22 protein-coding genes are annotated in these 23,998 nt (G+C 75.6%); 14 read left to right on the top strand and 8 right to left on the bottom strand.

From position 1 onward, the window contains the following. The first annotated feature begins 18 nt into the window (after positions 1-18). Positions 19-1,143, top strand: a complete 1,125-nt coding sequence (locus AB0H75_RS02750) for a sensor histidine kinase (RefSeq protein ID WP_367789165.1) — start codon at positions 19-21, stop codon at positions 1,141-1,143. Beyond that, positions 1,140-1,787 carry a response regulator gene (locus AB0H75_RS02745; RefSeq protein ID WP_367789162.1) on the top strand — a complete coding sequence of 216 codons (648 nt, stop codon included), beginning with the start codon at positions 1,140-1,142 and terminating at the stop codon, positions 1,785-1,787. Before AB0H75_RS02750 ends, AB0H75_RS02745 begins: the two co-directional genes overlap by 4 nt. Here the strand turns inward: AB0H75_RS02745 and AB0H75_RS02740 are convergent. Then, positions 1,768-3,246 (bottom strand): FAD-dependent monooxygenase, encoded by a 1,479-nt coding sequence (locus tag AB0H75_RS02740; RefSeq protein WP_367789159.1) that lies wholly within the window; start codon positions 3,244-3,246, stop codon positions 1,768-1,770. The genes AB0H75_RS02745 and AB0H75_RS02740 overlap by 20 nt on opposite strands. A 52-nt stretch (positions 3,247-3,298) precedes the next feature. Here AB0H75_RS02740 and AB0H75_RS02735 point away from each other — a divergent pair, with 52 nt between their 5' ends. The 6 genes from AB0H75_RS02735 (at position 3,299) to AB0H75_RS02710 (ending at position 7,648) form a co-directional block, all read left to right on the top strand. Beyond that, a complete protein-coding gene (locus tag AB0H75_RS02735) occupies positions 3,299-3,502 on the top strand; it encodes a helix-turn-helix domain-containing protein (RefSeq protein WP_185071099.1) in 204 nt (67 codons plus the stop codon). A gap of 10 nt (positions 3,503-3,512) precedes the next feature. After that, positions 3,513-3,974: a Clp protease N-terminal domain-containing protein gene (locus tag AB0H75_RS02730; RefSeq protein WP_367789155.1), complete on the top strand. Its 462-nt coding sequence runs from the start codon at positions 3,513-3,515 to the stop codon at positions 3,972-3,974. Positions 3,975-4,021: 47 nt separating this feature from the next. Further along, positions 4,022-4,780 (top strand): class I SAM-dependent methyltransferase, encoded by a 759-nt coding sequence (locus tag AB0H75_RS02725; protein WP_367789152.1) that lies wholly within the window; start codon positions 4,022-4,024, stop codon positions 4,778-4,780. Between the two features lie 158 nt (positions 4,781-4,938). Beyond that, on the top strand, positions 4,939-5,223 hold the full coding sequence (locus tag AB0H75_RS02720) for an SHOCT domain-containing protein (protein WP_367789149.1): 285 nt from the start codon (positions 4,939-4,941) through the stop codon (positions 5,221-5,223). Positions 5,224-5,348: 125 nt separating this feature from the next. Further along, complete coding sequence (locus AB0H75_RS02715) at positions 5,349-6,197, top strand: sulfite exporter TauE/SafE family protein (protein WP_367789147.1); 849 nt, start codon at positions 5,349-5,351, stop codon at positions 6,195-6,197. Positions 6,198-6,283: 86 nt separating this feature from the next. Beyond that, the gene (locus AB0H75_RS02710; RefSeq protein WP_367789144.1) at positions 6,284-7,648 is read left to right on the top strand and encodes a tetratricopeptide repeat protein; all 1,365 of its coding nucleotides are present in this window, start codon (positions 6,284-6,286) and stop codon (positions 7,646-7,648) included. A 33-nt stretch (positions 7,649-7,681) separates the two neighbouring features. Here the strand turns inward: AB0H75_RS02710 and ald are convergent, their stop codons facing one another. Beyond that, the gene (ald, locus tag AB0H75_RS02705) at positions 7,682-8,791 is read right to left on the bottom strand and encodes an alanine dehydrogenase (protein WP_367789141.1); all 1,110 of its coding nucleotides are present in this window, start codon (positions 8,789-8,791) and stop codon (positions 7,682-7,684) included. Between the two features lie 67 nt (positions 8,792-8,858). Then, positions 8,859-10,241, bottom strand: coding sequence for an aspartate aminotransferase family protein (locus tag AB0H75_RS02700; RefSeq protein ID WP_367789138.1), 1,383 nt, complete (start codon positions 10,239-10,241; stop codon positions 8,859-8,861). A gap of 257 nt (positions 10,242-10,498) precedes the next feature. On the opposite strand from AB0H75_RS02700, the gene AB0H75_RS02695 reads away from it, so the two are divergent. Next, the gene (locus AB0H75_RS02695; RefSeq protein WP_367789136.1) at positions 10,499-11,854 is read left to right on the top strand and encodes a dipeptidase; all 1,356 of its coding nucleotides are present in this window, start codon (positions 10,499-10,501) and stop codon (positions 11,852-11,854) included. A gap of 4 nt (positions 11,855-11,858) precedes the next feature. Here AB0H75_RS02695 and AB0H75_RS02690 read toward each other — a convergent pair whose 3' ends face one another. Further along, positions 11,859-12,323 (bottom strand): NUDIX domain-containing protein, encoded by a 465-nt coding sequence (locus AB0H75_RS02690; protein WP_367789133.1) that lies wholly within the window; start codon positions 12,321-12,323, stop codon positions 11,859-11,861. Positions 12,324-12,374: 51 nt separating this feature from the next. Between AB0H75_RS02690 and AB0H75_RS02685 the strand changes: the two genes are divergently transcribed. Next, on the top strand, positions 12,375-13,016 hold the full coding sequence (locus AB0H75_RS02685; protein WP_367789130.1) for a class I SAM-dependent methyltransferase family protein: 642 nt from the start codon (positions 12,375-12,377) through the stop codon (positions 13,014-13,016). A 16-nt stretch (positions 13,017-13,032) separates the two neighbouring features. Here the strand turns inward: AB0H75_RS02685 and AB0H75_RS02680 are convergent, their stop codons facing one another. After that, entirely contained in the window at positions 13,033-13,587 is a 555-nt protein-coding gene (locus tag AB0H75_RS02680) for a TetR/AcrR family transcriptional regulator (RefSeq protein ID WP_367789127.1), read from the bottom strand. A gap of 62 nt (positions 13,588-13,649) precedes the next feature. Between AB0H75_RS02680 and AB0H75_RS02675 the strand changes: the two genes are divergently transcribed. Further along, positions 13,650-14,057 carry an ester cyclase gene (locus AB0H75_RS02675; protein WP_367789124.1) on the top strand — a complete coding sequence of 136 codons (408 nt, stop codon included), beginning with the start codon at positions 13,650-13,652 and terminating at the stop codon, positions 14,055-14,057. 18 nt (positions 14,058-14,075) lie between these two features. Here the strand turns inward: AB0H75_RS02675 and AB0H75_RS02670 are convergent, their stop codons facing one another. The 3 genes from AB0H75_RS02670 to AB0H75_RS02660 form a co-directional block, all read right to left on the bottom strand. Further along, positions 14,076-14,381 carry a hypothetical protein gene (locus AB0H75_RS02670; protein ID WP_367789121.1) on the bottom strand — a complete coding sequence of 102 codons (306 nt, stop codon included), beginning with the start codon at positions 14,379-14,381 and terminating at the stop codon, positions 14,076-14,078. A 16-nt stretch (positions 14,382-14,397) separates the two neighbouring features. Beyond that, positions 14,398-15,000, bottom strand: a complete 603-nt coding sequence (locus AB0H75_RS02665) for an ArsR/SmtB family transcription factor (protein WP_367789117.1) — start codon at positions 14,998-15,000, stop codon at positions 14,398-14,400. Between the two features lie 77 nt (positions 15,001-15,077). Next, on the bottom strand, positions 15,078-15,608 hold the full coding sequence (locus tag AB0H75_RS02660; RefSeq protein ID WP_367789114.1) for a cysteine dioxygenase: 531 nt from the start codon (positions 15,606-15,608) through the stop codon (positions 15,078-15,080). 111 nt (positions 15,609-15,719) lie between these two features. Here AB0H75_RS02660 and AB0H75_RS02655 point away from each other — a divergent pair, with 111 nt between their 5' ends. The 3 genes from AB0H75_RS02655 (at position 15,720) to AB0H75_RS02645 (ending at position 23,985) form a co-directional block, all read left to right on the top strand. Continuing rightward, on the top strand, positions 15,720-16,583 hold the full coding sequence (locus AB0H75_RS02655; RefSeq protein WP_367789112.1) for a LysR family transcriptional regulator: 864 nt from the start codon (positions 15,720-15,722) through the stop codon (positions 16,581-16,583). 21 nt (positions 16,584-16,604) lie between these two features. Then, a complete protein-coding gene (locus AB0H75_RS02650; protein WP_367789109.1) occupies positions 16,605-17,231 on the top strand; it encodes a LysE family translocator in 627 nt (208 codons plus the stop codon). A gap of 103 nt (positions 17,232-17,334) precedes the next feature. Continuing rightward, positions 17,335-23,985: a tetratricopeptide repeat protein gene (locus AB0H75_RS02645; protein ID WP_367789105.1), complete on the top strand. Its 6,651-nt coding sequence runs from the start codon at positions 17,335-17,337 to the stop codon at positions 23,983-23,985. Positions 23,986-23,998: the final 13 nt, after the last annotated feature.

Here is a 23,998-nt window from a genome sequence, read left to right as displayed (position 1 = left end):
CTCCTCTAGCGTGGGGGCGTGCGTTCGAAGTCCGGTTTCGCTCCCTACCTCGCCCTCATCGTGGCCGTCTTCCAGGTCGTGCTGTCGCAGGGCGCCAACTGGGGGCAGCGCACGTTCCGCGAGCCGCTCGACCCGTGGGCCTACGCGCTGCTGCTGGTCGGGCCGCTGATGATCGTGGTGCATCGCACGTTCCCCGTTCCCACGGCCGTGGTGACCTTCGCCGTCACCTACACCTACATCTGGGGCGGCTACCCCTACGGCGGCATCTTCATCTCGCCGGTCGTCATGTTGTTCTGGCTGGTGGCGCGGCGGCACCGGCCGACCGCGTGGAGCCTGGGCGGGATCTCGCTGGCCGCGTTCATCGCCTACGCCTGGGTCACCCACCAGCCGCAGCGCGGCCTCTTCCACGACCTGGCGGTCTCGTCGTTCATCCTGCTCACCATGGTCGCGGCCGAGCTGGCCAGGATCGCCGGTGAGCGCCGCGCCCAGCAGCAGCGGGCGGCCGAGGAGGAGAGCCGGCGGCAGGCCAGCGAGGAGCGGCTGACCATGGCCCAGGAGCTGCACGACGTGCTCGCGCACAACATCTCGCTCATCCACGTGCAGGCCTCGACCGCGCTGCACCTCATCGACGACCACCCCGAGCAGGCCAGGACGGCCCTCGCCACGATCAAGACGGCCTCCAAGGAGGTGCTGGGCGAGATGCGCTCGGTGCTCAACGTCCTGCGCGAGGGCGCGCCGCGCTCCCCCACGGCCGGGCTCGACCGGCTGGACGAGCTGGTCGAGCTGGTCGGGCGCTCCGGGCTGAAGGTGGAGCTCGAACGCGCCGGCCCGCGCCCGCTGCCGCCCGCGGTGGAGCGGGCCGCGTACCGGATCGTGCAGGAGTGCCTGACCAACGCCGCCCGCTACGCCCCCGGCGCCGCGGTCACGGTGCGGCTGGAGTACGGCGAGCGCGAGCTGGCCATCCGCGTGAGCGACACCGGGGCGACCGGGCCGGCCGTCCTGTCCGGGTCGGGCGGCGGCAACGGCATCCCCGGCATGCGCGAGCGGGCCGCCGCGCTCGGCGGGACGCTCGTGGCCGGCCCCTCAGGTCCGGGCTTCCAGGTGGAGGCCCGGCTGCCCCTACCCGAGGAGACGACCTCATGATCAAGGTGCTGCTCGCCGACGACCAGGCGCTGGTCCGCGCGGGCTTCAAGGCGCTGCTGGACGCCCAGCCGGACATGACCGTGGTGGCCGAGGCCGCCGACGGGGCCGAGGCGGTGCGGCTGTCCGGCCGGCACGCCCCGGACGTGGTCCTCATGGACATCCGCATGCCCGGCACCGACGGCCTGACCGCCACCCGGCAGATGCCGGAGGGCCCGAGGATCATCATCCTGACCACGTTCGAGCTGGACGAGTACGTCTTCGAGGCCCTGCGCAGCGGCGCCAGCGGCTTCCTGGTCAAGGACACCGAGCCCGCCGAGCTGATCCAGGCCGTCCGGGTGGTGGCGGCCGGGGAGGCGCTGCTGTCGCCGAGCGTGACCCGCCGCCTCATCGCCGAGTACGCCTCCCGCGCCAAGGAGCCGGTCATCGCCGACGGCCTCGACCTGCTCACCGAGCGCGAGCGGGAGGTGCTGTCCCTGGTCGGCACGGGCATGACCAACGACGAGATCGCCGCCAAGCTCTTCATGTCGCCGGCCACGGCCAAGACGCACGTGAGCCGGGCGATGATGAAGCTGCACGCCCGCGACCGGGCGCAGCTCGTGGTCATCGCGTACGAGTCGGGGCTGGTCAGGCCCGGCTGGTTGTGACGGCCCCGAACCACCGGCCGGCCGCCTCGGCCAGCCCGCCGGCGCCCGCCCAGGCCACGTACCCGTCGGGCCTGATCAGCAGCACGTCGGCGGGCGGCTCCCCGGCGCCGTCCCCGATCGCGGCGTCCCCGATCGCGGCGTCCCCGGCCGTGGCGGACCTGACCACGTCGATCCAGCCGTCCTCGGGCACGCCGTCCGTGCCGCCGCCCAGGTCGAGCAGCACGGGACGGCCCGCCCGCAGCAGCTCGGCCACCGGCCGCCCGTCCGCCAGCCCGAGGTCCGGCACGAACCGGCCGGCCAGCGGGTGCGCGCCGGGGTGGCCAGGGTCGTAGCGGACGCCGGAGTCGTACAGCAGCCCGGCCAGGTGGCGGGCCGGCTCCTCCAGGGCGAACACCTCGCCGAGCAGCTCGCGCAGCGCGGTGCCGTACTCGGCCGGCGCCCGGTCGATGGCCGCCTGCGCGCGGGTCTGCACGAGCGTGCGCGCCCCGGCGGCCCGCCGCTCCGGCTCGTACGTGTCCAGCAGCTCCTCCGGCACCCGCCCCGCCAGCACGGCGGCCAACTTCCAGCCCAGGTTGACGGCGTCCGTCAGCCCGACGTTCAGCGCGGACCCGCCCGCCGGGAACAGGTGCGCGGCGTCGCCCGCCAGGAACACTCGCCCGGCCCGGTACCGCTCGGCCAGCCGGGCCTGCGCCACCGTGGACGACAGCCAGATCGGCTCGCCCAGCGGCAGCTCGCACCCGAGCTCCGCGCGCAGGGCCTCCTGGAACGCCTCCAGGGTGACCGGGCCCTCGGGCGGCGCGCCGGGCCGGCGCACGGCCGCGATGAGCACGCCCGGCTGGAGCGAGGTCAGCAGGACCCGGCGGTCCCAGCCGGGCCTGGCGCCCTCGGGCGCCGGTGCCTCCATCAGGTTGACGTCGGTCTTGAAGTGGCCCAGGAGCAGGTGCTCGGTGTCGGTGGTGCCGGGGAAGCCGATCCCGGCCGCCGCGCGCACCAGGCTGCGGGCGCCGTCGCAGCCGACGGCGTACCGGGCCCGCAGCTCGCCCTGGCCGGTGGTCAGCGTCACCCCGTCCTCGTCCTGCGCGAGCCCGAGCAGCTCGCACCCCCGCCTGATCTCGGCCCCGAGCTCCAGCGCCCGCTCGGTCAGTAATCGTTCGAGCCGCGGCTGCTGGATGAGCATCATCCGCAGCGGGACGCCCGGCACCCCCTGGAGGCGCAGCGGCACCCCGCCGAACGGGAAGCCGGGCGCGCGGCCGACGAACGGGCTGCCGGCGCCGAAGCGCTCCAGCAGGCCGCGGTGGTCCAGGGTCTCGACGATCTGCCCGACCAGGCCGTTGGCCTTGGGCACGCCGGAGATCTCCGGCCTCTTGTCCAGCACGATCGGGCGGGCGCCGGCCAGGCTCAGCTCGCACGCGAGCATCAGCCCGACGGGCCCCGCCCCCACGATCAGCACGTTCTCCATGCCTGTCAGGCTAGATTGACAGATTCGCGGCTGTCAAGCTAGCCTGACACACGTGGACGTCACAGAGCTCTCCGAGCGCATCAGGTCGAACGACCCGGCCCTGGGCCTGCGGGCGGTCGGCGCGCTGCACCGGCTGGCCGAGCAGGTCGAGGCGGTGTCGGTGGCGCTGGCCAGGGAGCAGGGCTGGACCTGGGAGCAGATCGGCGACGCGCTCGGCATGTCACGGCAGTCGGTGCACGCCAAATACGGGAAGTGAGGGGATCGCCATGTTCGGCAGGGAGAAGAGCCCCTTCGGGGTGATCATCAAGGCGGCGGCCGAGGAGGCCAGGCAGCGCGGCGACCGGCGCATGGGCACCGAGCACCTCCTGGTCGGCCTGCTCCACCACGAGCCCTGCGCGCAGGCGCTCGGCGTGGACGCCGCCGCGGCGCGGGCCGCGCTGGAGGAGCTCGACCGCGAGTCGCTGCGCATGCTCGGCCTGGAGGTGGGCGACGACCTGCCCGCGCGCAGGCCGCGCAGGCACCCGCCGATCGGCGGCGGCTCGCTCACCTCCAACGCGCGCGCCGTCGTCGGCCACGCGGTCAAGCACACGACCCTGCGCACCCGGGACAAGGTGGGGCCCGCGCTGGTCGCGCTCGCACTGCTCGACCGCAAGCGGCCGGACCCGGTCGCGCAGCTCATCGACCGGCTCGGCATCGACCGGCCGGCCGTGCGCGCCAGGCTGGCGTGACGGAAATCCGATTGATCCACGGGCCGGGCCGCCGGCAGGGTCGGGGGATGCCGCGTACGTACGACGACCTCGTCCAGGAGGCGGCCACCGTCTCCGTGGACGGCTGGGACTTCTCCTGGCTCGACGGCCGGGCCACCGAGGAACGCCCCTCCTGGGGCTACGCGCGGCTGCTCGCCGGGCGCATGGCGGCCGCGCGGGCCGCCCTCGACCTCCAGACCGGCGGCGGCGAGATCCTGGCGGGGCTGCCGGTCCTGCCGCCGGTCACCGTGGCCACCGAGTCCTGGCCGCCCAACCTGAGGCTGGCCGCCGCCCGGCTGCGCCCGCGCGGGGCGTGGGTGGTGGCCGACGACGACGAGCCGCGCCTGCCGTTCGCGGCCGGCGCCTTCGACCTGGTCACCAGCCGGCACCCGGTACGCACGTGGTGGGCGGAGATCGCCCGGGTGCTGCGTCCCGGTGGCACGTACTTCTCGCAGCAGGTCGGGCCGCGCACGGTCTTCGAGCTGGCCGAGCACTTCCTCGGCCCGCTGGACGGCTCGGCCCGCGAGCCGGGCGAGACCGCGAAGGACGCCGGGGCCGCCGGGCTGGAGGTGGTGGACCTGCGCTCCGAGCGGCTGCGGATGGAGTTCGGCGACATCGGCGCGGTGGTCTACTTCCTGCGCAAGGTCATCTGGATCGTGCCGGGCTTCTCGGTCGAGCGCCACGCGGGCGAGCTGCGCGCGCTGCACGAGCGCATCGAGGCCGAGGGCCCGTTCGTGGCCCATTCCAGCCGTTTCCTCATCGAGGCGAGGAAACCCGGCCCCATGTGATCGGCGGGTCTGATCGGTGGGCCCGGGCACGTACCCCGGCGGGCGTACCCGCCGGGCCGCCGCGCACTCCGCCGGGCGCAGTGCCGGACGGGACCGGCGGACGATTCGGCGCGGCCTCCTTCCGCGGACCCTGGAGGTACCACGACAAGGAGGAGAGCATGAACACGATCGCGCTGACGGCGCCCCACTGGGGAGGCGGGTTCTGGCCGGTCTTCCCGGCCTTCTGGGGCCTGTTCTGGATCGCCGCCGTCGCCCTGGCCGTCACGGCCTGGCGCCGGGGCTGGTGGGGGCCGCGCCGCCGGACCCCCGCGAGCGCCACGCCCGCGAGCGGCAGCTCCACGAGCGGCGCCGAGCGGATCCTCGCCGAGCGGTACGCCCGGGGCGAGATGAGCGACGACGAGTACTTCGAGAAGATGTCCGTGCTTCGCAACGCTGGGGGGTAAACGTCACGATCAGTGCCACTTCTGTCACTGGTCGTGCCCATCGGGCCGGATTACGGTACGGGTATGCGACCCGGTGAGGAGCGCGCCCCCTGAGCGCAGAAGCCGCCGCCCTGCTCGCCGGCGGGGTGGCCGCGGGGCTGGTGGCGGGCACCGCGACGTGCGCCGCCACCCAGGGCGGGCTGCTCGTGGGCCTGGTCGGCCGGGGCGGTGACCCGGCGGCGGTCGGGTGGTTCCTGGCCGGGCGGCTGGGGTCGTACACGCTGGCCGGGGCGCTGCTCGGGCTGCTCGGCTCGGCCGTCAGCCTGCCGCCCGCCGCGCGCGCGGCGCTGCTCGTCGCGGCCGGCGTCATGGTGATCGGCTTCGCGGTCCGGATGTTGCGGCGCGGGCACTGCGCGGCGCGTCCCGGGGAGCGGCCGGTCTCCCGGCTCAGGGCGCCGCTGATCGGCGCGGCGACCGTCCTGGTGCCGTGCGGGATGACGCTCGGCATGGAGATGATCGCCGTCTCCAGCGGCTCGCCCGTCGCCGGCGCCGCGGCGATGGCGGGGTTCGTGGCCGGCACCGCGCCGGCGTTCGCGCTGCTCGGGTACGTACTGCGCCGCGTCTCCCGCACCCGCCTGGCCAGGGCCGCCGGGGTGGTCGCGATCGTCGCCGGGCTCTGGACCGCCGGCGCCGGCCTCAACCTGGCCGGCTGGCTGCCCGCCGCCGCGCCACGGGCCCGGGCCGGCCCCGCCTCTCCGGTGGTGACCGTGTGGGCCACGCGCCAGGGTTACCGCCCGGCCCTGGTGTCCGCCCCGGCGGGCGTACCGGTCGAGATCGTCTTCAAGGTGGCCGGCCGGGGCTGCACCAGCACCGTCAGCATCGCCGGGCGCGACGTCGCGCTGCCCGCCACCGTGCGCCTGCCGCCGCAGCCGCCCGGCACGCTCCGCTACGTCTGCGGCATGGGCATGTACACCGGCTTCGTGGACTTCTCGTGATCCCAGCCGCGCGTCGTCGGCGATTACCGTTCGCGATCGCGTGATCACGTGCCACGCTGTGCGCTATGGCCTGGCAAGGAGACGTGATGGCGCCTGCCGTACCGGCGCCGCGCAGGGGCGAGGAGCCCGAGTTGCTGACCGCCGCGTGGGCGGGCGACCCGCGAGCCGCGCACCGGCTCGGCCGGCTGTACGCCGAACGCGGCGACCGCGCGGCCGCCAAGCACTGGTGGGAACGCGCGGCCGCGGCCGGCAACGTCGACAGCGCCTACAACCTGGGCATCTGGCACGAGAAGCACGGCAGCCTGGTCGAGGCCGTCACCTGGTACGAGAGCGCCGCCGCCGCCGGTGACGCCGAGGCCGCGGCCAACCTGGCGACGCTGCTGCTGGAGCAGCGCGGCGACGTCGCGGCGGCCCGCCGCTGGTTCGAGGCGGCGGCCGAGGCCGGCTCCCGGGTCGCCGCCCGGCGGCTGGCGCTGGTGTGCGAGGACGCCGGCGAGCAGGGGGCGGCCCGCGAGTGGCACCGCCGGGCGGCTGCGGCGGGCGACACCGCCTCGGCCCACGACCTCGGCTTCCTGGCGTACGCGGCGGGCGAGGACGAGGAGACCGTGCGGTGGTGGGAGTTCGCCGCCCGGGGCGGCCACGTCGAGTCCGCCTACTGCATGGGCCTCTACCTGGACGCCGCCCGCGACCCCGAGGGCGCCGAGGCCTACTACCGGCTGGCCGCCAGGAACGAGCACCCGGCCGCGGCCTCCTGGCTCGGCGGCATCGCGCTGTCGCGGGGCGACCTGCACACGGCGCGGGCCTGGTACGAGCGGGCCGCGCAGGCCGGCCGCGTCGAGGACCAGCGCATGGCCGGGTTCGTCTGCGTGGAGCTGGGCGACTGCGGCACGGCCGGCCACTGGTTCGGCCGGGCGGCGGCGGGCGGCGACGCCGAGGCCGCCTTCACCTACGGCCTGCTGCTCATCGCCGAGTTCGGCGACCTGACCGGCGGGCGGCACTGGTTCCGGCAGGCGGCGCGGGCCGGGCACCACGGGGCCGCGCTGGAGCTGGGCGGGCTGCTGACGGCCTCCGGCGAGCTGGGCGAGGCGCACGAGTGGCTGTCCGACCCGCCGCCGCCGGTCTGGGCCCGCCCGGCCGAGCCGGAGCTGGCCGCGCGGGCGGAGCTGGCCGCCGCCGCGACCGGCCGGCGGGGCGGCGAGGCGCTGGACGCGGCCGCGCTCACCGAGATCCTGTCCACATGGGACCTGATGACCAGGCCGCTGCACGACCACTCCGACGTGGTGGGCTGGCTGGTGCGGCGCTGCGGGACGCACGCCGAGGCGGTCGAGCACCTGGCGTCGGTGCGGGGCGCGCTGCTGCGTCCCGGCACGGCGCCCTGGCCGAGCCCGGCGGAGGTGCAGCACGTCCTGGCCACCGCCCGCGACCTGCGCGGGCGGCTCGGCCTGGAGTGAGGCGAGGGGCCGCGGGGCCTCGGCCCGGCGGGGCTACACGACCTCGGCGAGCGGGGTGAACGGCAGGCCGAGGGCTTCGGCGACGGGCCGGTTCGTCAGGCGGCCGGCGTGCGTGTTGAGGCCGGCGGCCAGCGCGGGGTCGGCCTTCAGCGCCTCGCGCCAGCCCAGGTTGGCCAGCTTGACCGCGTACGGGAGGGTCGCGTTGGTCAGGGCGTGGGTGGAGGTGTGGGCCACCGAGCCGGGCATGTTGGCCACGCAGTAGAAGACCGTCTCGTGCACCTTGTAGGTCGGCTCGGCGTGCGTGGTCGGGCGCGAGTCCTCGAAGCAGCCGCCCTGGTCGATGGCGATGTCCACGAGCACCGAGCCGGGCTTCATGCGGCTGACCAGGTCGTTGGAGACCAGCGTCGGGGCCTTGGCGCCGGGGATCAGCACCGCGCCGATGACCAGGTCGGCCTGCAGCACCTCCTGCTCGATGGCGAAGCCGGTGGAGACCAGCGTCCTCATGCGGCCCTGGTAGATGGCGTCGATGTGGCGCAGGCGGTCGATGTCGGTGTCGAGGACGGTGACGTCGGCGCCCATGCCGACCGCGATCTGGGCGGCGTTCAGGCCGGACACGCCGCCGCCGATGACGACCACCTTGGCGGGGGCCACGCCGGGCACGCCGCCGGGCAGGACGCCGCGGCCGCCGTTGAAGCGCATGAGGTTGTAGGCGCCCACCTGCGGCGCGAGCCGGCCGGCGACCTCGGACATCGGGGCGAGCAGCGGCAGGGTGCGGCCGACCTGGACGGTCTCGTACGCGATGCCCGTGGTCCCGGCGCCCAGCAGGGCGTCGGTGCAGGGCCGGGAGGCGGCCAGGTGGAGGTAGGTGAACAGCACCAGGCCCTCGCGCAGCCGGTGGTACTCCTCGGCGATGGGCTCCTTGACCTTGAGCACCATGTCCGCCTCGCCCCACACGGCGTCGGCGCCGTCGATGATCTTGGCGCCGGCGGACAGGTACTCCTCGTCGGTGATGTGCGAGCCGAGGCCCGCGCCGCGCTGGACCAGGACGTCGTGGCCGTTGCGCACCAGCTCGTGGACGCCTGCGGGTGTGGCGGCCACGCGGTACTCGTGGTTCTTGACCTCGGCAGGGACGCCGATCTTCATTGCGGTGCATCCTTTCGGGAACCGGCACGCCGTCGTGCCGGGTTGAGGGGTGCGGGGAGGCGTTGCGTCAGATGCGGGACCAGGCCTCGGTGAGCACGCCGCGCAGGATCGAGCCGATCTCCTCGAACTCCCGCGGGCCGGCGATCAGCGGCGGCGCGAGCTGGATGACGGGGTCGCCGCGGTCGTCGGCCCGGCAGTAGAGGCCGGCGTCGAACAGCGCTTTGGACAGGAAGCCGCGCAGCAGCCGCTCGGACTCGTCGGCGTCGAAGGTCTGCTTGGTGGCCTTGTCCTTGACCAGCTCGATGCCCCAGAAGTAGCCGGAGCCGCGCACGTCGCCGACGATGGGCAGGTCGCGCAGGTCGTCGAGGGTCTGCCTGAACAGCGGCTCGTTCCTGGTGACGTGGCCCAGGAGGTCCTCGCGCTCGAAGATGTCGAGGTTGGCGAGGGCGACGGCGGACGAGACGGGGTGGCCGCCGAAGGTGTAGCCGTGGGCGAACATGGTGTCGCCGTCCTTGAACGGCTCGAACAGCCGCTCGTGCGCGATCATCGCGCCGATGGGCGCGTAGCCGCTGGTCATGCCCTTGGCGCAGGTGATGATGTCGGGCACGTAGTCGAACTTCTGGCCGCCGAACATGGTGCCGAGGCGGCCGAAGGCGCAGATGACCTCGTCGGAGACGAGCAGGACGTCGTACTCGTCGCAGATCTCGCGCAGCCGCTGGAAGTAGCCGGGGGGCGGCGGGAAGCAGCCGCCGGCGTTCTGCACGGGCTCGGCGAAGACGGCGGCCACGGTGTCGGGGCCCTCCATCTCGATGGCGCGGGCCACGCGGTCGGCGGCCCAGATGCCGTACTCCTCGGGGGTCATGCCGGGGACGCCGGTGATCTCGTCGGCGCGGTAGTGGTTGGTGTTCGGGACGCGGACCGAGCCGGGCACCAGCGGCTCGAACATCTGCTTGAACGCGGGGATGCCGGTGATCGACAGCGCGCCCTGCGGAGTGCCGTGGTAGGCGATCTGGCGGCTGATGACCTTGTGCTTGAGTGGCTTGCCGACGAGCTTGTAGTACTGCTTGGCCAGCTTCCAGGCGGTCTCGACGGCCTCGCCGCCGCCGGTGGTGAAGAAGACGCGGTTGAGCTCGCCGGGGGTGTGGGCGGCCAGGCGCTGGGCCAGCTCGGCGGCCTTGGGGTGGGCGTAGGACCACAGGGGGAAGAAGGCCAGCTCCTGGGCCTGCTTGGCGGCGGCCTCGGCCAGCTCCTGGCGGCCGTGGCCGACCTGGACGACGAAGAGCCCGGCCAGGCCGTCGAGGTAGCGCTTGCCGTGGATGTCGTAGACGTAGGACCCCTCGCCGCGCACGATGGTCGGGATCTCGGACTGCTCGTAGGCGCTGTGCCTGGTGAAGTGCAACCACAGGTGGTCCTGCGCCGCCTTCAGCACGTCGTTCTCCGGCTGCGTCATGGCTATCTTCCCTCGTCTCCTGAACTAGCCCACAGTCTGCATGTTCGTCGAAAGTTTGCCAAGCGAATCGGTCGCAGCAGTGTGCAAGAAAATCGAGATCCGCAGAACCTCTATGTAACAGCAACGAAATCCGCACGTCGATGTGCGGGTGGACGGATGTCCGCTTCGTCCCTTTCGACGGGTTGCTTCCCAGCTCGTCGGGCGGGTGTGGTGCAATGAGACGCAAACTGCCGAAAACGATCCCGGGGGAACGTCCCGTGACTCCAGACCAGATAGAGAGCGCCGTCGCGGCCTCGATGCCCCAGACCGTCGAGGACCTCAAGCGGCTGGCCGCCATCCCCTCCGTCGCCTTCCCCGGGCACCCCGAGGAGCCCGTCTTCGCGGCCGCCGCGGTGACGGAGGAGCTGCTGCGCTCAGCGGGTCTGCCGCACGTCCAGCAGGTGGCCGTCGAGGGCAGCTTCCCCGCGGTCTACGGCGAGGCGCCCGCCCCGCCCGGCGCCCCCACCGTCCTGCTGTACGCGCACTACGACGTGCAGCCCGCCGGTGACCCGGCCGCCTGGCGCACCCCGCCGTTCGAGCCGACCCTCATCGACGGCCGCCTCTACGGCCGCGGCACCGCCGACGACAAGTCCGGCGTGATCTCGCACGTCGCCGCGCTGCGCGCCTTCCGCGGCCGGTTCCCGGTGGGCGTCAAGGTCATCGTCGAGGGGCAGGAGGAGTACGCGGGCGAGCGCCTGGAGGCGTTCGTCGAGCGCAACCCCGAGCTGCTGCGCGCCGACGCCGTCGTGGTCGCCGACACCGGCAACCCGCGCCTCGGCGACCCTGCCGTGACCACCTCGCTGCGCGGCATGGCCGCCTTCACCGTCGAGGTGCGCACGCTGCGCGAGCCGGTCCACAGCGGCCAGTTCGGCGGCGCCGCGCCCGACGCGCTGGCCGCCCTCATGCGCATGCTGACCTCGCTGCACGACGACAACGGCGACATCCGCGTCCCGGGCCTGCCGCGCGGCACGTTCCTCGGGCAGGGGCCGTCGGAGGAGGAGTTCAGGAAGACGGCGGGCGTCCTGGACGGGGTCTCGCTGGTGGGCTCCGGCGCACTGGCCGACCGCCTGTGGTCGTCCTACGCCATCACCGTGACCGGCATGGACGTGCCGACGGTGCCGCAGGCGATCAACGCGGTGCAGCCGGTCGCCCGGGCCCGCGTGACGGTCCGCGTCCCGCCGGCCGGCGACCCGAAGACGACCGTGAACGCGGTGGTGGACTTCCTGCGCCAGGTGGCCCCGTGGGGCGTGCAGGTGGGCTTCGGCGACTTCACGGTGGGCTCCGGCTTCCAGGCCGACTCCGGCGGCACCGCCCGCGCCGCCCTCAACCGCGCCATGGAGCGCGCCTTCGGCCGCCCGCCGCGCGACGTGGGCGCCGGCGGCTCGATCCCGCTGGTGAACACGCTGCTCAAGCAGTTCCCCGCCGCCGAGATCCTGCTGTTCGGCGCCGAGGACGAGGACGCCGGCTGCCACGCCCCGAACGAGCGCGTGGACCTGGAGGAGCTCCGCAAGGTCGCCACCACCGAGGCCCTGTTCCTGCACGAACTGGGCCTCCCCTCCGCCCTCGGCGTCTGACCCGTCAGCCGCCCGGCCCGGAGGGCGCCTCTTCCAGCAGCTCGCGGTGGGCGGGCTGGAGGCCCTCCGGGAGGTGGCCGGCGGGGCACCAGCGGGCCTCCAGGATCTCCAGGGGGTCGAGGCGGAGGGTGCCGCCGGTCAGGACGGCCTCGTAGGCGATCTCGGCGCGCAGGGCGAAGCCGCTGCGGACCCGCAGGAGGCGGCCCACCCGGACGTCCAGGCCGGTCTCCTCGCGGACCTCGCGCCGGACCGTCTCCTCGAACGTCTCGCCCCGCCTGGCGTAGCCCGTGGGGAAGCCCCACGGGCGGCTCTCCGGCCACAGCCGGTGCCGGAGCACCAGCAGCCGCCCTTCGCCGTCCCGTACCAGGCCGGTGACGCCGACCATGAACGTGGCGTGCGTGAGCCACACCAGCCGCCAGCGCAGCCGGCCGCCCAGCAGCCGCCAGATCCGGGCGAGTAGCCGTATCACGAGTTTCCTTCTCCTCGGTCGTCGGTGGTGTTCGCGCCATAGTGTCGCGTCATGGACTGGCAGGAGTGGCACGACGAGTACGACAGGACGGATTCGCGGCTGGCGCGGCGGCTGGAGGTGGTCCGGGAGCGGATCCGGACGGCGCTGGACGCGGCGCCCGCCGGGCCGGTGAAGGTGATCAGCATGTGCGCGGGCCAGGGCCGCGACCTCATCCCCGTGCTGGCGGCGCACCCGCGCCGCGACGACGTGCGGGCGCGGCTGGTGGAGCTGGATCCCCTCATCTGCGACCAGGCCAGGGAGGCGGCCTGCGCGGCCGGGCTCGGCGGCCGGGTCGAGGTGGTCGTCGGGGACGCCTCGGTGGTCGACCGGTACGCCGGCATGACCCCCGCCGACCTGGTCCTGGCCTGCGGGGTCTTCGGCAACATCACCGACGAGGACGTCCGGCGCACCATCGGCTTCCTCCCCCGCCTGTGCGCCGGGGGCGGCACGGTCGTCTGGACGCGGCACCGTGAGGAGCCCGACCTCGTGCCGCGGATGTGCGAGTGGTTCGGGGAGAACGGGTTCGAGCTGGAGTGGGTCTCGGAGCCGGACACCGGGTACGGGGTCGGCGCGCACCGCTTCACCGGCGAGCCCCGGCCGCTGGGCGGCGGGGAGCAGATGTTCCGCTTCCTCGGGTACGAGCGGCTGCGCTGACCCCGGGCGGGGCGCGTCACAGGTCGACGAGGGCCAGGAGGCGGGCCGCCTGCTCCTCGCCGTCGGCGGCCAGCGCGATGCCCTTGACGAGGGTCAGCAGGTCGCGGACGTCGAGGTCGGGGCGGGCCGCGCCGGCGCGGCGGGCGGCGTCCACGAGGTCCGAGGCCGTGGCGAGCATCGCGGCGTGCCAGTCGGCCAGCCGCCGCGAGCGCTCGTCGCCCGCGACCGCCAGGGCCAGGTCGCGCTTGGCCGCGACGTGGGTCATGAACAGGCGCAGCCACGCGCGCAGCGCCTCGGCAGGCCGGCCGTCCGCCAGCCCCTCGGCCAGCAGGGCCTCGCCGCGGGCGCAGAGCTGGGCCACCTCGTCGGCGTAGACCGCCACCAGCAGGTCGGAACGGGTGGGGAAGTGCCGGTACATGGTGGCGTTGCCCACGCCGGCGCGGCGGGCCACCTCGTCGAGGGGCGCGTCGGCGCCCTTCTCGGCGAAGACCTGGGCGGCGGCGGCCAGGAGCAGGTCGTGGTTGCGCTGGGCGTCGGCCCGGCGCGGGCGGGCATTGTGAAATGGGGACATCCCCGATTAGTGTAGCCGCACATCGGAAACGGGGAGTTCCCCGTTTAGCTGGAGGAGACGGCATGCGGGCAGGAGAAGTACACCGGCGGGTCGTGGAGCTGTATCCGCAGGTGGTGGCGACCGGGGAGTTGGACGAGGCCCTGGCGTACATCGACCCCGACGTGATCGACCATCGCGGCGGCACCGAGGGCGATCACGTCGGGATCGGCGCCTGGCGGGAGAAGTGGGAGCGGGTGGTGTCCGGCAAGGGCGACTTCCACGACGTGTCGGTGGTCGTGGAGCAGAACGTCGCGACCGACGACCTGTCGGCCAACGTCTACCTCAGCCGGGGCACGCACACCGCGACCGGGCGGCGGTACGAGGTGCGCGGGCTGGACATGATCCGGGTACGGGACGGGCGGATCGTCGAGCACTGGGCCGTGCGGGACACGGTGGCGATGCACGACCAGCTCCGGCTCGACGGCGCGTAGCCGCGGGCGGGCGGGCCGTCAGTGGCCGGCCGCGTGGCGGCGGGCGTTGGCCTGGACGAGGCGCAGGCCGGTCTCGACCAGGGCCCAGCCGAGGCGCGCCCGCCAGAGCCCACGGCGACCGGCGTCGGCACGGGCATGGGCACGGGCATGGGCACGGGCCTGAGCAGCGGCACGGGCACCAGCCTGGGCAGCGGCCTGGGCATCGGCACCGGCACGGGCATCGGCGGCGGCGAGGTGGCGGGCCGCGGTGCGGTGGCGGGCGGCCGCGGCGCGGAGCTCGCGGGCGCGGGCCTTCTCGACGTACAGGTACAGGTCCGGGTCCATCGGGTCCTCCTGGGGGTCAGCGTCCGGGGTTCCACGAGCGGAAGGGGAAGCCGTACATCTGGACGGCGACGCTCTCGCGCCCCTCCATGTCGCCCGCCTCGCGGGCGGCCCTGCCGCGCGCCCGCCACCTGTCGGCCAGGTCGCGGAGCTCGTCGGCGAGCCGGCCCAGCTCGTCGGGCGTGAGCCACATCAGGTGCTCGGAGGAGAAGGCCGCGTCGCGCCAGGCGGGCTCCCAGGCCATCTGGGCGTCGAGGTAGCCCTCGTACATCTCGTGCTGCTGGCGGGCGTGCGCGCGGCTCATCGCGGCGTGGGCGGCGACCTCCTCGGGACTGTCGCGGAAGTCCTCGTCCCGGGTGGAGATGCTCTCCGCGACCGGGCGCCACCAGCGCTCGCGGGCGTCGCCGCCGTCCTGCGGAGCCTCCTCGATGAGGCCGTGCGCGGCCAGCTTGCGCAGGTGGTAGCTGACCAGGCTGACGGCCTCGTCCACCTGCTCGGCGAGGTGCGAGGCCGTCGCCGAGCCCGCGACGTAGAGCACGCGGTAGAGCTTCATGCGCAGCGGGTGGCCCAGGGCCTTGAGCGTGTCGAGGTCCTTGACGCGGCGGGTCTTCTCGGTGGCCATGACACCACCGTAGACGCGAAAGATAAATTGCGCAAATATTTTTGCGCATCTGCCCCCGGATCAGGAGCGCCGGCGGATCACCTGACCGGCAGCTCGTAGACGCGGCGCACGCTGCTGCCGAGCCGGCTCACGTCCGCGCCGTACACGTGCACGGAGACGCCGACCTCGTCGCTGGTGTTGCGGACCTTGTGGATGTCGCCGGGCGGGGCGAAGCCGCTGACCTCGCCGGGACGGTTCTCGGCGCGGCCGATCTCGCGCAGGTGGTCGCCCATGTCCCGGTAGAGGATCTCGTACTCGATGCCGCTCAGGACGCCGAACGCACACCAGGACACGTGGTCGTGGATGACGGTGTCCTGGCCGGGCCGCCACACCACCGCGACGATCGAGAAGTCGGCCTCGGCGTGCAGCAGGTGGGAGACGTAGCCGTCGGGCGAGCCGGCGCGCTCCTCCGGGGTGAGCAGGTCGAGGCCGGGCAGGTGCGCGCGGAGCAGGTCGGCGACGGCGTACGCGGTCTGCCGGGCCTCCAGCCGCCGGGCGACGACGGCGGAGACACCGGTCACGAGCGGACCCAGCCCCGGACGGGCGACGGTGGTGACGGCCATATCCATGTTATCCCCCTAGGGAAAGCCGATAATCGTTCTTCCCTCTCTACAGTGCTACGAGCAGCACCAATAGGTCCAACAGAAGTCTTCTGGCTCATCCATAGATATGGTTGATAGATGCTCGACGTCGTCCGTCTGCGGGTCCTGCTCGCGGTCGCCCGCAAGGGCTCGCTGACCGCCGCGGCCAAGGAGCTGCACTACTCGCAGCCGTCCGTCAGCCACCACCTGGCCAGGCTGGAGGCCGAGACCGGCGCCCAGCTCGTCCAGCGCGCCGGCCGGGGCATCCGCCTGACGGAGGCCGGGCGGCTGCTCGCCGAGCGCGCCGCCGAGATCATCGGCCGGCTCGACGACACCGCCGAGGAGCTGGCCGCCCACGTGGGGCTGCGCGCGGGCCGGGTGCGGCTGGCCGCCTTCCCCTCGGCGCTCGGGACGTTCGTCCCCCAGGCCGCCACCCTCCTCAAGGCCGACCATCCCGACCTGCGGCTGCACCTCACCGAGATCGAGCCGCCCGAGGCGCTGCGGCTGCTGCGGGCCGGCCGGGTGGACGTCGCGGTGGTCTTCCGCTACGACGACACCGCCCCCGAGGAGGGCGGCGTCACCATGATCCCGCTGCTGGAGGACCCCAGCTACCTGGTGTCCGACCTGCCCGTGGACGGCGACCTGGCCCGGCACGCCGGCGCGTCCTGGATCGCGGGCTGCGACCGCTGCCGCAGCCACCTCCTCGACGTGTGCGAGAAGGCCGGCTTCGCGCCGCGCATCTCGTTCACCAGCGACGACATCGTGGCGGTGCAGGCGCTGGTCGCGGCCGGGCTCGGCCTGACCATGCTGCCCGGCCTCGCCCTGCGCGCCCACCGCCACCCCGAGGTCGAGGTGGCCGAGATCCCGGGCTCGACCCGGCACGTGTACGCGGCCGTCCACGGCGACCCGCCCCACCCGCCGGCCACCGCGGCGCTGCTGCGCGCTCTGCGGAAAAGCCTTTGACGGCCCGCTTACGATGCGGTCATGCCGGATGTCTCGACTCTCGCCCTCTTCTGTGTGGCCACGCTCGGCCTGCTCGTGGTGCCCGGGCCCGCGGTCCTCTACATCGTCACCCGCAGCGTCGCGCAGGGCCGGGGCGCGGGGCTGATCTCCGTGCTGGGCGTCCACACGGGCTCGCTCGTCCACGTGGCCGCGGCGGCGCTCGGCATCAGCGCGCTGCTGGCCGCCTCCGCCACGGCGTTCACCGTGGTCAAGTACGTCGGCGTCGCCTACCTGCTCTGGCTCGGCGTGCGCAAGCTGATGCGGCGCGGCGGCGGCGAGGAGGCCGTGGAGCTGCGGGTGCAGTCGAAGCGGCGGTTGTTCTGGGAGGGGTTCGTGGTGAACGTGCTCAACCCCAAGACGGCGATCTTCTTCCTGGCGTTCCTGCCGCAGTTCGTGAGCCCGGCCGCCGGGCCCGTCGGCCCGCAGATCCTGCTGCTCGGGCTGCTGTGGATCGTGCTGGGCATGCTCTCCGACGGCACGTACGCGCTGCTCGCCTCGGCCCTGGCCGGGCGGGTACGCGGCTCCGTGCGGGCGCGGCGGCGGCTGGACGTGGGCAGCGGGCTGGTGTACGTCGGGCTGGCGGCCTGGCTCACGACCGCGAAGGCCTGACAAGCCGCGAAATTTCTGGCCCGCAGTGCGATAGTGAGGTCAAGCGTTGGACGGGGGCGGCACTCCCGGACGTCCCTGACAGGCCGGCCTCAAGGCGGTTCCCATGGACACGCCACCGTACCGCCTCGGGCCCGAGCGGGCCGTCGAGGTCCGCGCGGGTCGCGACGACCTCGTCGGCGTGACCGGCTCGGGCTGTGCCATCGGCGCCGACCTCGTACTGACCAGCGGTGACGTCATCGAGCCCGGAACGCCGTGCCAAGTGCGCGCGGCCTGGTCCGGGCGGTGGGAGCCGGCCGAGGAGGTCTGGCGGGGGCGCGGCGCCACGGCCGCGGTGCTGCTGCGGGTGCCCGCCGCGCCGTGGCGGGACGTCCCCGGCATCGAGCACGTGCGATGGGCGCGGGCCGCCGCCGGCCACCGGTACCGCCTGCGCTGCGTGGCCAGGGGGTTCGCCAGGTCGCAGCGGCGGCGGGACGGGGCGTGGGGCGCGCGGACGCTGTCCGGGGCGGTGGAGGCGCCCGCCGGAGCGGTGTCCAAGGTGCTGTCGGTCACCGTGCTGGGCCCGGAGCCGGAGTCGCTGCCGGTCGCGCTGTGGGAGGGCCTGCCGGGGGCGGCGCTGCTCGCCGAGCCCGCCGGGCAGCTCCTCGGGGTCGTCGTGGCCGGGCGCGACGGGTACGCGCGGCGGCGGCTGGACGCGATCCCGGCCGCGGCGCTGCTGGGTGACGAGCGGTTCCGGGAGGTGGCGGGGGTCGCGCCGGGGCGGCTGGAGACCGTCGCCGAGGACGACCCGGCCGTGGTGCTGGCCGGGCTGCTGACCCCCTGGAGGGAGGAGCTGCCGCCCGACTGCCCCGACTGGCGGCTGCTGGAGCCGCGGCACGCGGTGGTGCCGTTCCTGGGGCGGCGGGAGGAGCTGGCGCGGCTGCGGGCGTGGGCGGCCGGGCCGGGGGCCCTGTCGATCGCGGTGGTGAGCGGGCGCGGCGGCACGGGGCGCAGCAGGCTGGCCGGGGAGCTGTGCGAGGAGCTGGGGCGGGCGGGGTGGGACGCCGGGTTCCTGACGCTGGACGCCGTTTGCGCGGTCCTGTGCGCGGAGGGAGGCCCGGGCCCGGTGGCGGCGGGGGGCGCGGGCCCGGTGGCGGCGGGGGGCGCCGGCCTGGTGGCGGCCGGAGGCGCGGGCGTGGTGGCGCCGGGGGACGCCGGCCTGGTGCGGCTGGAGGCGTTGCGGCCGACGCTGGCCGTCATCGAGCATCCGGAGCCGTCCGCGCCGCTGGTCGGCGAGCTGGTGCGGCGGCTGGCCAGGCACGGGCACAACCCGCCCGTACGCGTCCTGCTGGTGGTGCGGGAGCCGGGGGACGCCGAGTGGTGGCGCCGGCTCGACACGGCCGCGGGCGGGTGGCCGCGACGGCTCAACACCGCGACCGTCCAGCTCAACGCCCGCCCCCTGACCCTGGACGAGCGGAGGGAGCACGCGGTCGCGGCCATGAAGGCGTACGCGCCGAGCCGCGCGGCCCTGCCTCCCCCGCCGCCCCTGGACGACCCCGAGTTCGGGCTGCCGCTCCACGTCCACCTGGCCGCCCTGACCCGGCTGCGCGACGGCGCAACGCCCGGCGACGGCGGGCCGGCGCCGACCGAGGGGTTCCTGGAACGCGAGTTCCAGCAGTGGGCAAGAGCCTGGCCCGCCCCGCACGACCCCGCGACCACCCCACCCGAACCGCCCGACGGCAGGGGCGACGCGGATGGCGCGGGCGACGCGGGCGGCACGGACTGTGTGGACGGCATGGATGGCGCGGGCGGCGTCGGCGGCGCGGACCGTGTGGGCGGCATGGGCGGCATGGGCGGCGTGGACGGGGTCACGGCGTGGCAGGCGGTGGCGGTGCTGACGCTCACCGCGCCCGCGCTCGCCGAGCTGCCCGGCCTGCTGGAGGCCGTCCCCGCTCTCCGCGACCCGCCCTCCTCCCCCGGCCCCACCCGGCAGGGGCCAGAGAGCGAGGGCGGCGGCGGGCTCAGGAGTCACGCCCTGCACGTGGCGCGCTGGCTCGGCAGGGTCTTCCCCGGAGGCGCGCGGCTGACCCCGCTGGGCCCGGACGTGCTGGCCGAACGGCTGCTGGAGCGGACCGAGAGTCTGGATGCGATCGTGCTCGCCGTCCACGACCACGAGGGCCGGACGGAGCGGCACCTCGTCCGGATGCTGGACGTCCTGCGCTCGTCGGCGGCGGGATCCGCGCGGGCCCGCGCGGCACTGCGGTCCCTGCTGGTGAAGAGGATGGACAGGCTGGTCGCGGAGGCGGCGCGAGCACCCGCCACCCGTCTGGCGGACGCGGTCAACGCCGCCCTCGGCTGGTTCGCCGACGACCGGGACGTCGCCGCCGCCGTCGCCCGGCTGCCCCTGCGGCGCGGGGAGGTGCCCCTCGGGCTGAGGGCGCTGGAGGTGACGCTGGGCGAGCTGGCCGTGCGGCGGCTGCGGCTCGCGGGACGGCCGGGCGAGCTGGCCACGGCGCTGTCGGTGCTGGCGGGGCGGCTGGCGGCGGTCGGGCGGGTCGGCGAGGCGGTCGCGGCGGGGGCGGAGGCGGTGGAGATCTTCGCGGGCGCTCCCCCGTACGAGGCGGCCACCGCGCGAGCCGAGGCCCTGCACTGCCTGGCCGCCTGCCTGCTGCTCGCGGGCGAACCGGGCGGGGCGCTCAAGCCGGCCCAGGAGGCGGCGGCCCGCTTCCGCCTCCTCGCCGAGGACGACCCGGGCGGGCGGGGGGCGGCGCGGGTCGGGTCGGCGCACTACAACCTGGCGTGCGCGCTCGGAGGTGCCGGGCGCGTGGCGGAGGCGATCGAGGCGTACGCGTCCGCCGGCGGCGACACCGGACTCGCCGACGATCTGTCCACCGTCCTGCCCGCACTGTCCGTTCACCCCGCTCTGCCCGACCCGCCCGTTCACACCGACTCGTCCGTTCAGCTCGACCCGCCCGTCCAGCCCGATCCGCCCGTCCAGCCCGGCCCGTCCGTCCAGCCCGGTCTGCCTGCGCGGTCCAGTTCGCCCATTCGGCCTGCGCTGCCCGGCTCATTCAGCCCGGCCGGAACGACCAGCGGCCCCGGAGGGACCGGCCCAGCCGGGACGACCGCCGCGCCCGTCCCGGCGTCCGGGCCGGGGGCGGCGGTGGCCGGGCTGGGGGCGCACGCCTCGCTCGCCGAGCCCGGTGAGGCGGGGGTGACGGGCACCGTGCCTGGGGGGCTGGCGCCGTACGAAAGCGCGGGGCCGGGGGCGGTGGCGGAGCTGGGGGGCTGGCTGGCGGTGGCTGCGACCGCCGCCGTGAAGGGTGTGGCCCCGACCGACCGGGAGCTGGCCGAGCGCCTGTACTTGCTGGCCGCCCGCCTGCACCGCCTCGCCCGGACGCGGGAGGCCGTGGCGCCCGCCGCCGAGGCCGTGGCGCGGCTGCGCGGGCTGGCGGCCGAGGAGCCCGGCCTCAGGCTGATGCTGGCGCGGGCGGCGGGGCTGCTGGCCCGGCTCCGCCTGGCCGGGGACGACGTGGACGCCGCCACCCGTTCCGCCGCCGAGGCCGTACGGAACCTGCGGGCCCTGGCCGCGCTGGAGCCCGCCGAGCACCGCCCAGCCCTGGTGGCGCAGCTCCTCGACCTGGGCGAGCTGCTGCTCCTGGACGACCGTCCCGAGGAAGCCCTCAGCGCGCTGGAGGAGGCCCTGACAGCGGTGGACGGCCGGCGGGCGCAGGCCCGGGGCCGGTACCTGCTCGGCCTCTGCCTGGACGAGCTGGGACGTACGGCCGACGCGCGGGCACACCTGGAGATCGCCGCCGAGCTGTACGACGTCCTGAGCGCCGACGACCCCCGCCACCGGCGGACCCTGGCGGAGGTGCGTGCCAGGCTCGGCCGCTGCCGGACCCCACCGGTCCAGGGCGGCGAGCGGCACTGGATGCCGGCCCTGATCGCCCCGCGCCCGGAGGAGGCCGTGGCGAGAGCGGAGCAGGCGTTGTCCCGATGCCGGGCGGCGGTCGAGCGGAGCGACGGCGGCGACAGCGGTGCCGGTGGTGGCGGCGGCGGGCCCCGGCCGGAGGACGTGTACGCCTACCTGTCGGCCCAGGCGACGCTGGCCCGCGCGTGGACGGACGCGGGCCGGGCGGCCGACGGCCTCGCGCTGGCCATGCGGGCGGCCGAGCTGCTGGAGCGGCACGCCCCGCCGGAGCGACGCCCCACGCCGGAACGGCACGCCACGCCAGAGCGACGCCCTACGCCGGAGCGGCACGTCCCGCCGGAGCGACGCCCCACGCCGGAACGGCACGCCACGCCGGAGCGTCCGCACGCGATCGCCGTCGGACGGGTCGCGGCGGCGCTCGGGGGCGCGCTCGTCGGGCTGGGACGGCACAAGGAGGCCGTGCCGCACCTGCTGACGGCGATCGAGGCGCACGGCCACGCGGAGCCGACCCCCGCCGCCGGGAGGGAGCTGGCCGAACTGCTGGCCCTGGAGACGGTCGCGCTGTCCCGCTCCGCCTGCCCGGCGGACGCGGAGGCGGCGGCCGACCGGCTGGTACGGCTCTGCGCGACCCTGGCGTCGGAGGGCATCGAGTCGCCGGCGGCCCTGGCGGGGGCGTTGCGGTTGCAGGGCGGCATCCGGTTCGGCAGGGGGGACCTGGCGGGCGCGCTCACCTCGGCGACCCGGGCGGTGGACGTCCTTGCGGGCAAGGGCACGCCGCTGGTCCGGGGCGCGTGCCTGGAGCTGGGCGGGCTGTGCCTGGCCGAGCTGCACCAGGACGACGCGGCCAGGACGAGGCTGGCCGAGGGCACGGCGCTGGTGGCCGAGCACGGCCGCCCGCCCGCCGACCTGGCCGGCGTCCACCTGCTGGCGCTGGTGCGGCTGGCCAGGCTGCGGGCGCGGGAGGAGGGCCCGGCGGCGGGTTCGGTGCTGTACGCGCGAATCCTGGACACCCGGCCGCTCCCGCAGGGGGACGTGCTCAGGAGCCTGGTCACCGATCTCGCGGGCTACGTCGGCGACCTGGCCGAGGGGTCCGACCCGGCGGCACTGGTGGCTCCGCTGGAGGCGTTCACCGGCGACCTCGAACGGCAGGTGCCGCTGAGCGCCGATCCCGGCCTGTACGAGGACTACGCCCGCTGCCTGTCCCGCCTGTCCGCCGTCGCCGCCAGGGCGGGGGCGGCGGCCGGGGCGGTACGGGCCGCGCGGCTGGCCGTCCGCGTCTCCCGGGGCCTGGCCGCCCTCCCCGACGCCCGGCGCGACCGGCTGGGCCCGGCGCTCGCGGCCCTCGCCCGGCTCGACCCCGCCGACCTGGCCGCCGCCGAGCAGGCCGTCATCGTCCTCGACGGAGGCGGGCGGGCCGGGAGCGAGCGCGGGGAGGTGGCCGCCGTACGCACGCTGCACGCCGCCGAGCTGCTGGACCGCGGCCGCGCCGTGGAGGCCCTGGCCCACTGCGAGCACGCCGCCGACCTGTGCGACGAGCTGGACGACCCCGCCGTGGCCGCCGCCACCTACGCCCGGCTCGGCGCGGCCCTGGCGGCCCTGGACCGGCGGCGGGCGGCGCTGGAGGCGGTCACCTGGTCGCTGGCCGAGGCGGACCGGGCCAGGGAGCGGGGCCAGGAGCTGCCCGGCGTCCGCGCGCAGGCCGTCCATGTGCGGGGACGGGTGCTGCGGGCCCAGGGCGACGGGCAACGGGCCCTCACCCACCTGATGGAGGCGCTGCGGCTCTACACCCGGTTGCCCGGCCAGGACGCGGCCGCCGCCGAGGTCGCCGCGACGATCGCCGACGACCTGCTGGCGGCGGGACGCCCGGCGGAGGCCGCCGGGTACGCCAGGACCGCCGCCGCCGGCCACCCCGAGGACACCCTCAAGGGCACGCTGGCCGCCCAGCGGCTGGCCAGGTGCCACCTGATGCTGGGCGAGCCGGCCGAGGCGCACGCCCTGGTGGCGCGGCTGATCCCGCTGGCCAGGCGGCGGCCGGACGATCCGACGTACCGGGCGGTCCTGGCCGACTCGCTGGCCCAGAGCGCGGAGCTGCTGCCGCTGCTGGGGCTGGACGACGGCGGCGCCGAGGCGGAGGCCAGGGCCCGCGAGGCGGTCTCGATCTACGACGACCTGCTGGCCGCCGGCATGGACGCCGCCGCCCTGCACACCAGCCGGGCGGGCGCGTGCCTGGCCCTGGCCACCGCGTTGCGCACGCGCGGCCGGGCGGCGGAGGCGGTGCGGCCGCTGCGGGAGGCGGTCGGCGCGCTGGAACGCCACGCGCCCGGCGATCCGCTGCCGGCCGGGCTGCTGGCCAGGGCGATGCTCATGCTGGGCGACGCCCTGATGGAGGCGGACCGGCCGCTGGAGGCGAGCCTGGTCTTCCACCGGGGCACGCAGGTGACCAGGGACGCGCGGACCCGCGCGCTGGCCCATGCCCGGCTCGGCCTCTGCCAGCATGAGCTGGGCCGGGACGACGCGGCCGACGCCGCGCTCCGGGTCGCCGCGGGCCTGCTGCGCGAGCCGCCGACCGGCGCGGCGGCCGGAGGAGGAGCGGCCGGAGGAGGAGCGGCCGGAGGAGCGGCCGGAGGAGGGGCGGCCGGAGGAGGGGCGGCCGGGCGGGACGAGGGCTCCAGGGAGCTGCTGCGCGAGGTGCTGCGGGCCAGGCTGCGGCTCCTGGAGAAGGCGAGCGGCGGCAGGGGCGGCGGCCGGAGGAGAAACGGCAGGGCGGGCGAGGCGGCGAGCCGCGCGGCGAGCGAGGAGGCCCGGCGCGTCGAGGCCGACCTGCGCGCCCTCGACGACGGCTGACACACCCGGCCAA

The sequence above is a fragment of the Nonomuraea sp. NPDC050783 genome, assembly GCF_040802095.1.
Taxonomy (GTDB): Bacteria; Actinomycetota; Actinomycetes; order Streptosporangiales; family Streptosporangiaceae; genus Nonomuraea.
This window is presented reverse-complemented; position numbering and strand designations above follow the sequence as displayed.

What these genes read in the sequence shown, in the direction of transcription:
- AB0H75_RS02745 (WP_367789162.1), top strand. Translation starts at nt 1,140, where the DNA reads ATGATCAAGGTGCTGCTCGCCGACGACCAGGCGCTGGTCCGCGCGGGC.
- AB0H75_RS02740 (WP_367789159.1), bottom strand. Translation starts at nt 3,246, where the DNA reads ATGGAGAACGTGCTGATCGTGGGGGCGGGGCCCGTCGGGCTGATGCTC.
- AB0H75_RS02730 (WP_367789155.1), top strand. Translation starts at nt 3,513, where the DNA reads ATGTTCGGCAGGGAGAAGAGCCCCTTCGGGGTGATCATCAAGGCGGCG.
- AB0H75_RS02725 (WP_367789152.1), top strand. Translation starts at nt 4,022, where the DNA reads ATGCCGCGTACGTACGACGACCTCGTCCAGGAGGCGGCCACCGTCTCC.
- AB0H75_RS02720 (WP_367789149.1), top strand. Translation starts at nt 4,939, where the DNA reads ATGAACACGATCGCGCTGACGGCGCCCCACTGGGGAGGCGGGTTCTGG.
- AB0H75_RS02710 (WP_367789144.1), top strand. Translation starts at nt 6,284, where the DNA reads ATGGCGCCTGCCGTACCGGCGCCGCGCAGGGGCGAGGAGCCCGAGTTG.
- ald (WP_367789141.1), bottom strand. Translation starts at nt 8,791, where the DNA reads ATGAAGATCGGCGTCCCTGCCGAGGTCAAGAACCACGAGTACCGCGTG.
- AB0H75_RS02700 (WP_367789138.1), bottom strand. Translation starts at nt 10,241, where the DNA reads ATGACGCAGCCGGAGAACGACGTGCTGAAGGCGGCGCAGGACCACCTG.
- AB0H75_RS02685 (WP_367789130.1), top strand. Translation starts at nt 12,375, where the DNA reads ATGGACTGGCAGGAGTGGCACGACGAGTACGACAGGACGGATTCGCGG.
- AB0H75_RS02680 (WP_367789127.1), bottom strand. Translation starts at nt 13,587, where the DNA reads ATGTCCCCATTTCACAATGCCCGCCCGCGCCGGGCCGACGCCCAGCGC.
- AB0H75_RS02675 (WP_367789124.1), top strand. Translation starts at nt 13,650, where the DNA reads ATGCGGGCAGGAGAAGTACACCGGCGGGTCGTGGAGCTGTATCCGCAG.
- AB0H75_RS02670 (WP_367789121.1), bottom strand. Translation starts at nt 14,381, where the DNA reads ATGGACCCGGACCTGTACCTGTACGTCGAGAAGGCCCGCGCCCGCGAG.
- AB0H75_RS02665 (WP_367789117.1), bottom strand. Translation starts at nt 15,000, where the DNA reads ATGGCCACCGAGAAGACCCGCCGCGTCAAGGACCTCGACACGCTCAAG.
- AB0H75_RS02660 (WP_367789114.1), bottom strand. Translation starts at nt 15,608, where the DNA reads ATGGATATGGCCGTCACCACCGTCGCCCGTCCGGGGCTGGGTCCGCTC.
- AB0H75_RS02655 (WP_367789112.1), top strand. Translation starts at nt 15,720, where the DNA reads ATGCTCGACGTCGTCCGTCTGCGGGTCCTGCTCGCGGTCGCCCGCAAG.
- AB0H75_RS02650 (WP_367789109.1), top strand. Translation starts at nt 16,605, where the DNA reads ATGCCGGATGTCTCGACTCTCGCCCTCTTCTGTGTGGCCACGCTCGGC.
- AB0H75_RS02645 (WP_367789105.1), top strand. Translation starts at nt 17,335, where the DNA reads ATGGACACGCCACCGTACCGCCTCGGGCCCGAGCGGGCCGTCGAGGTC.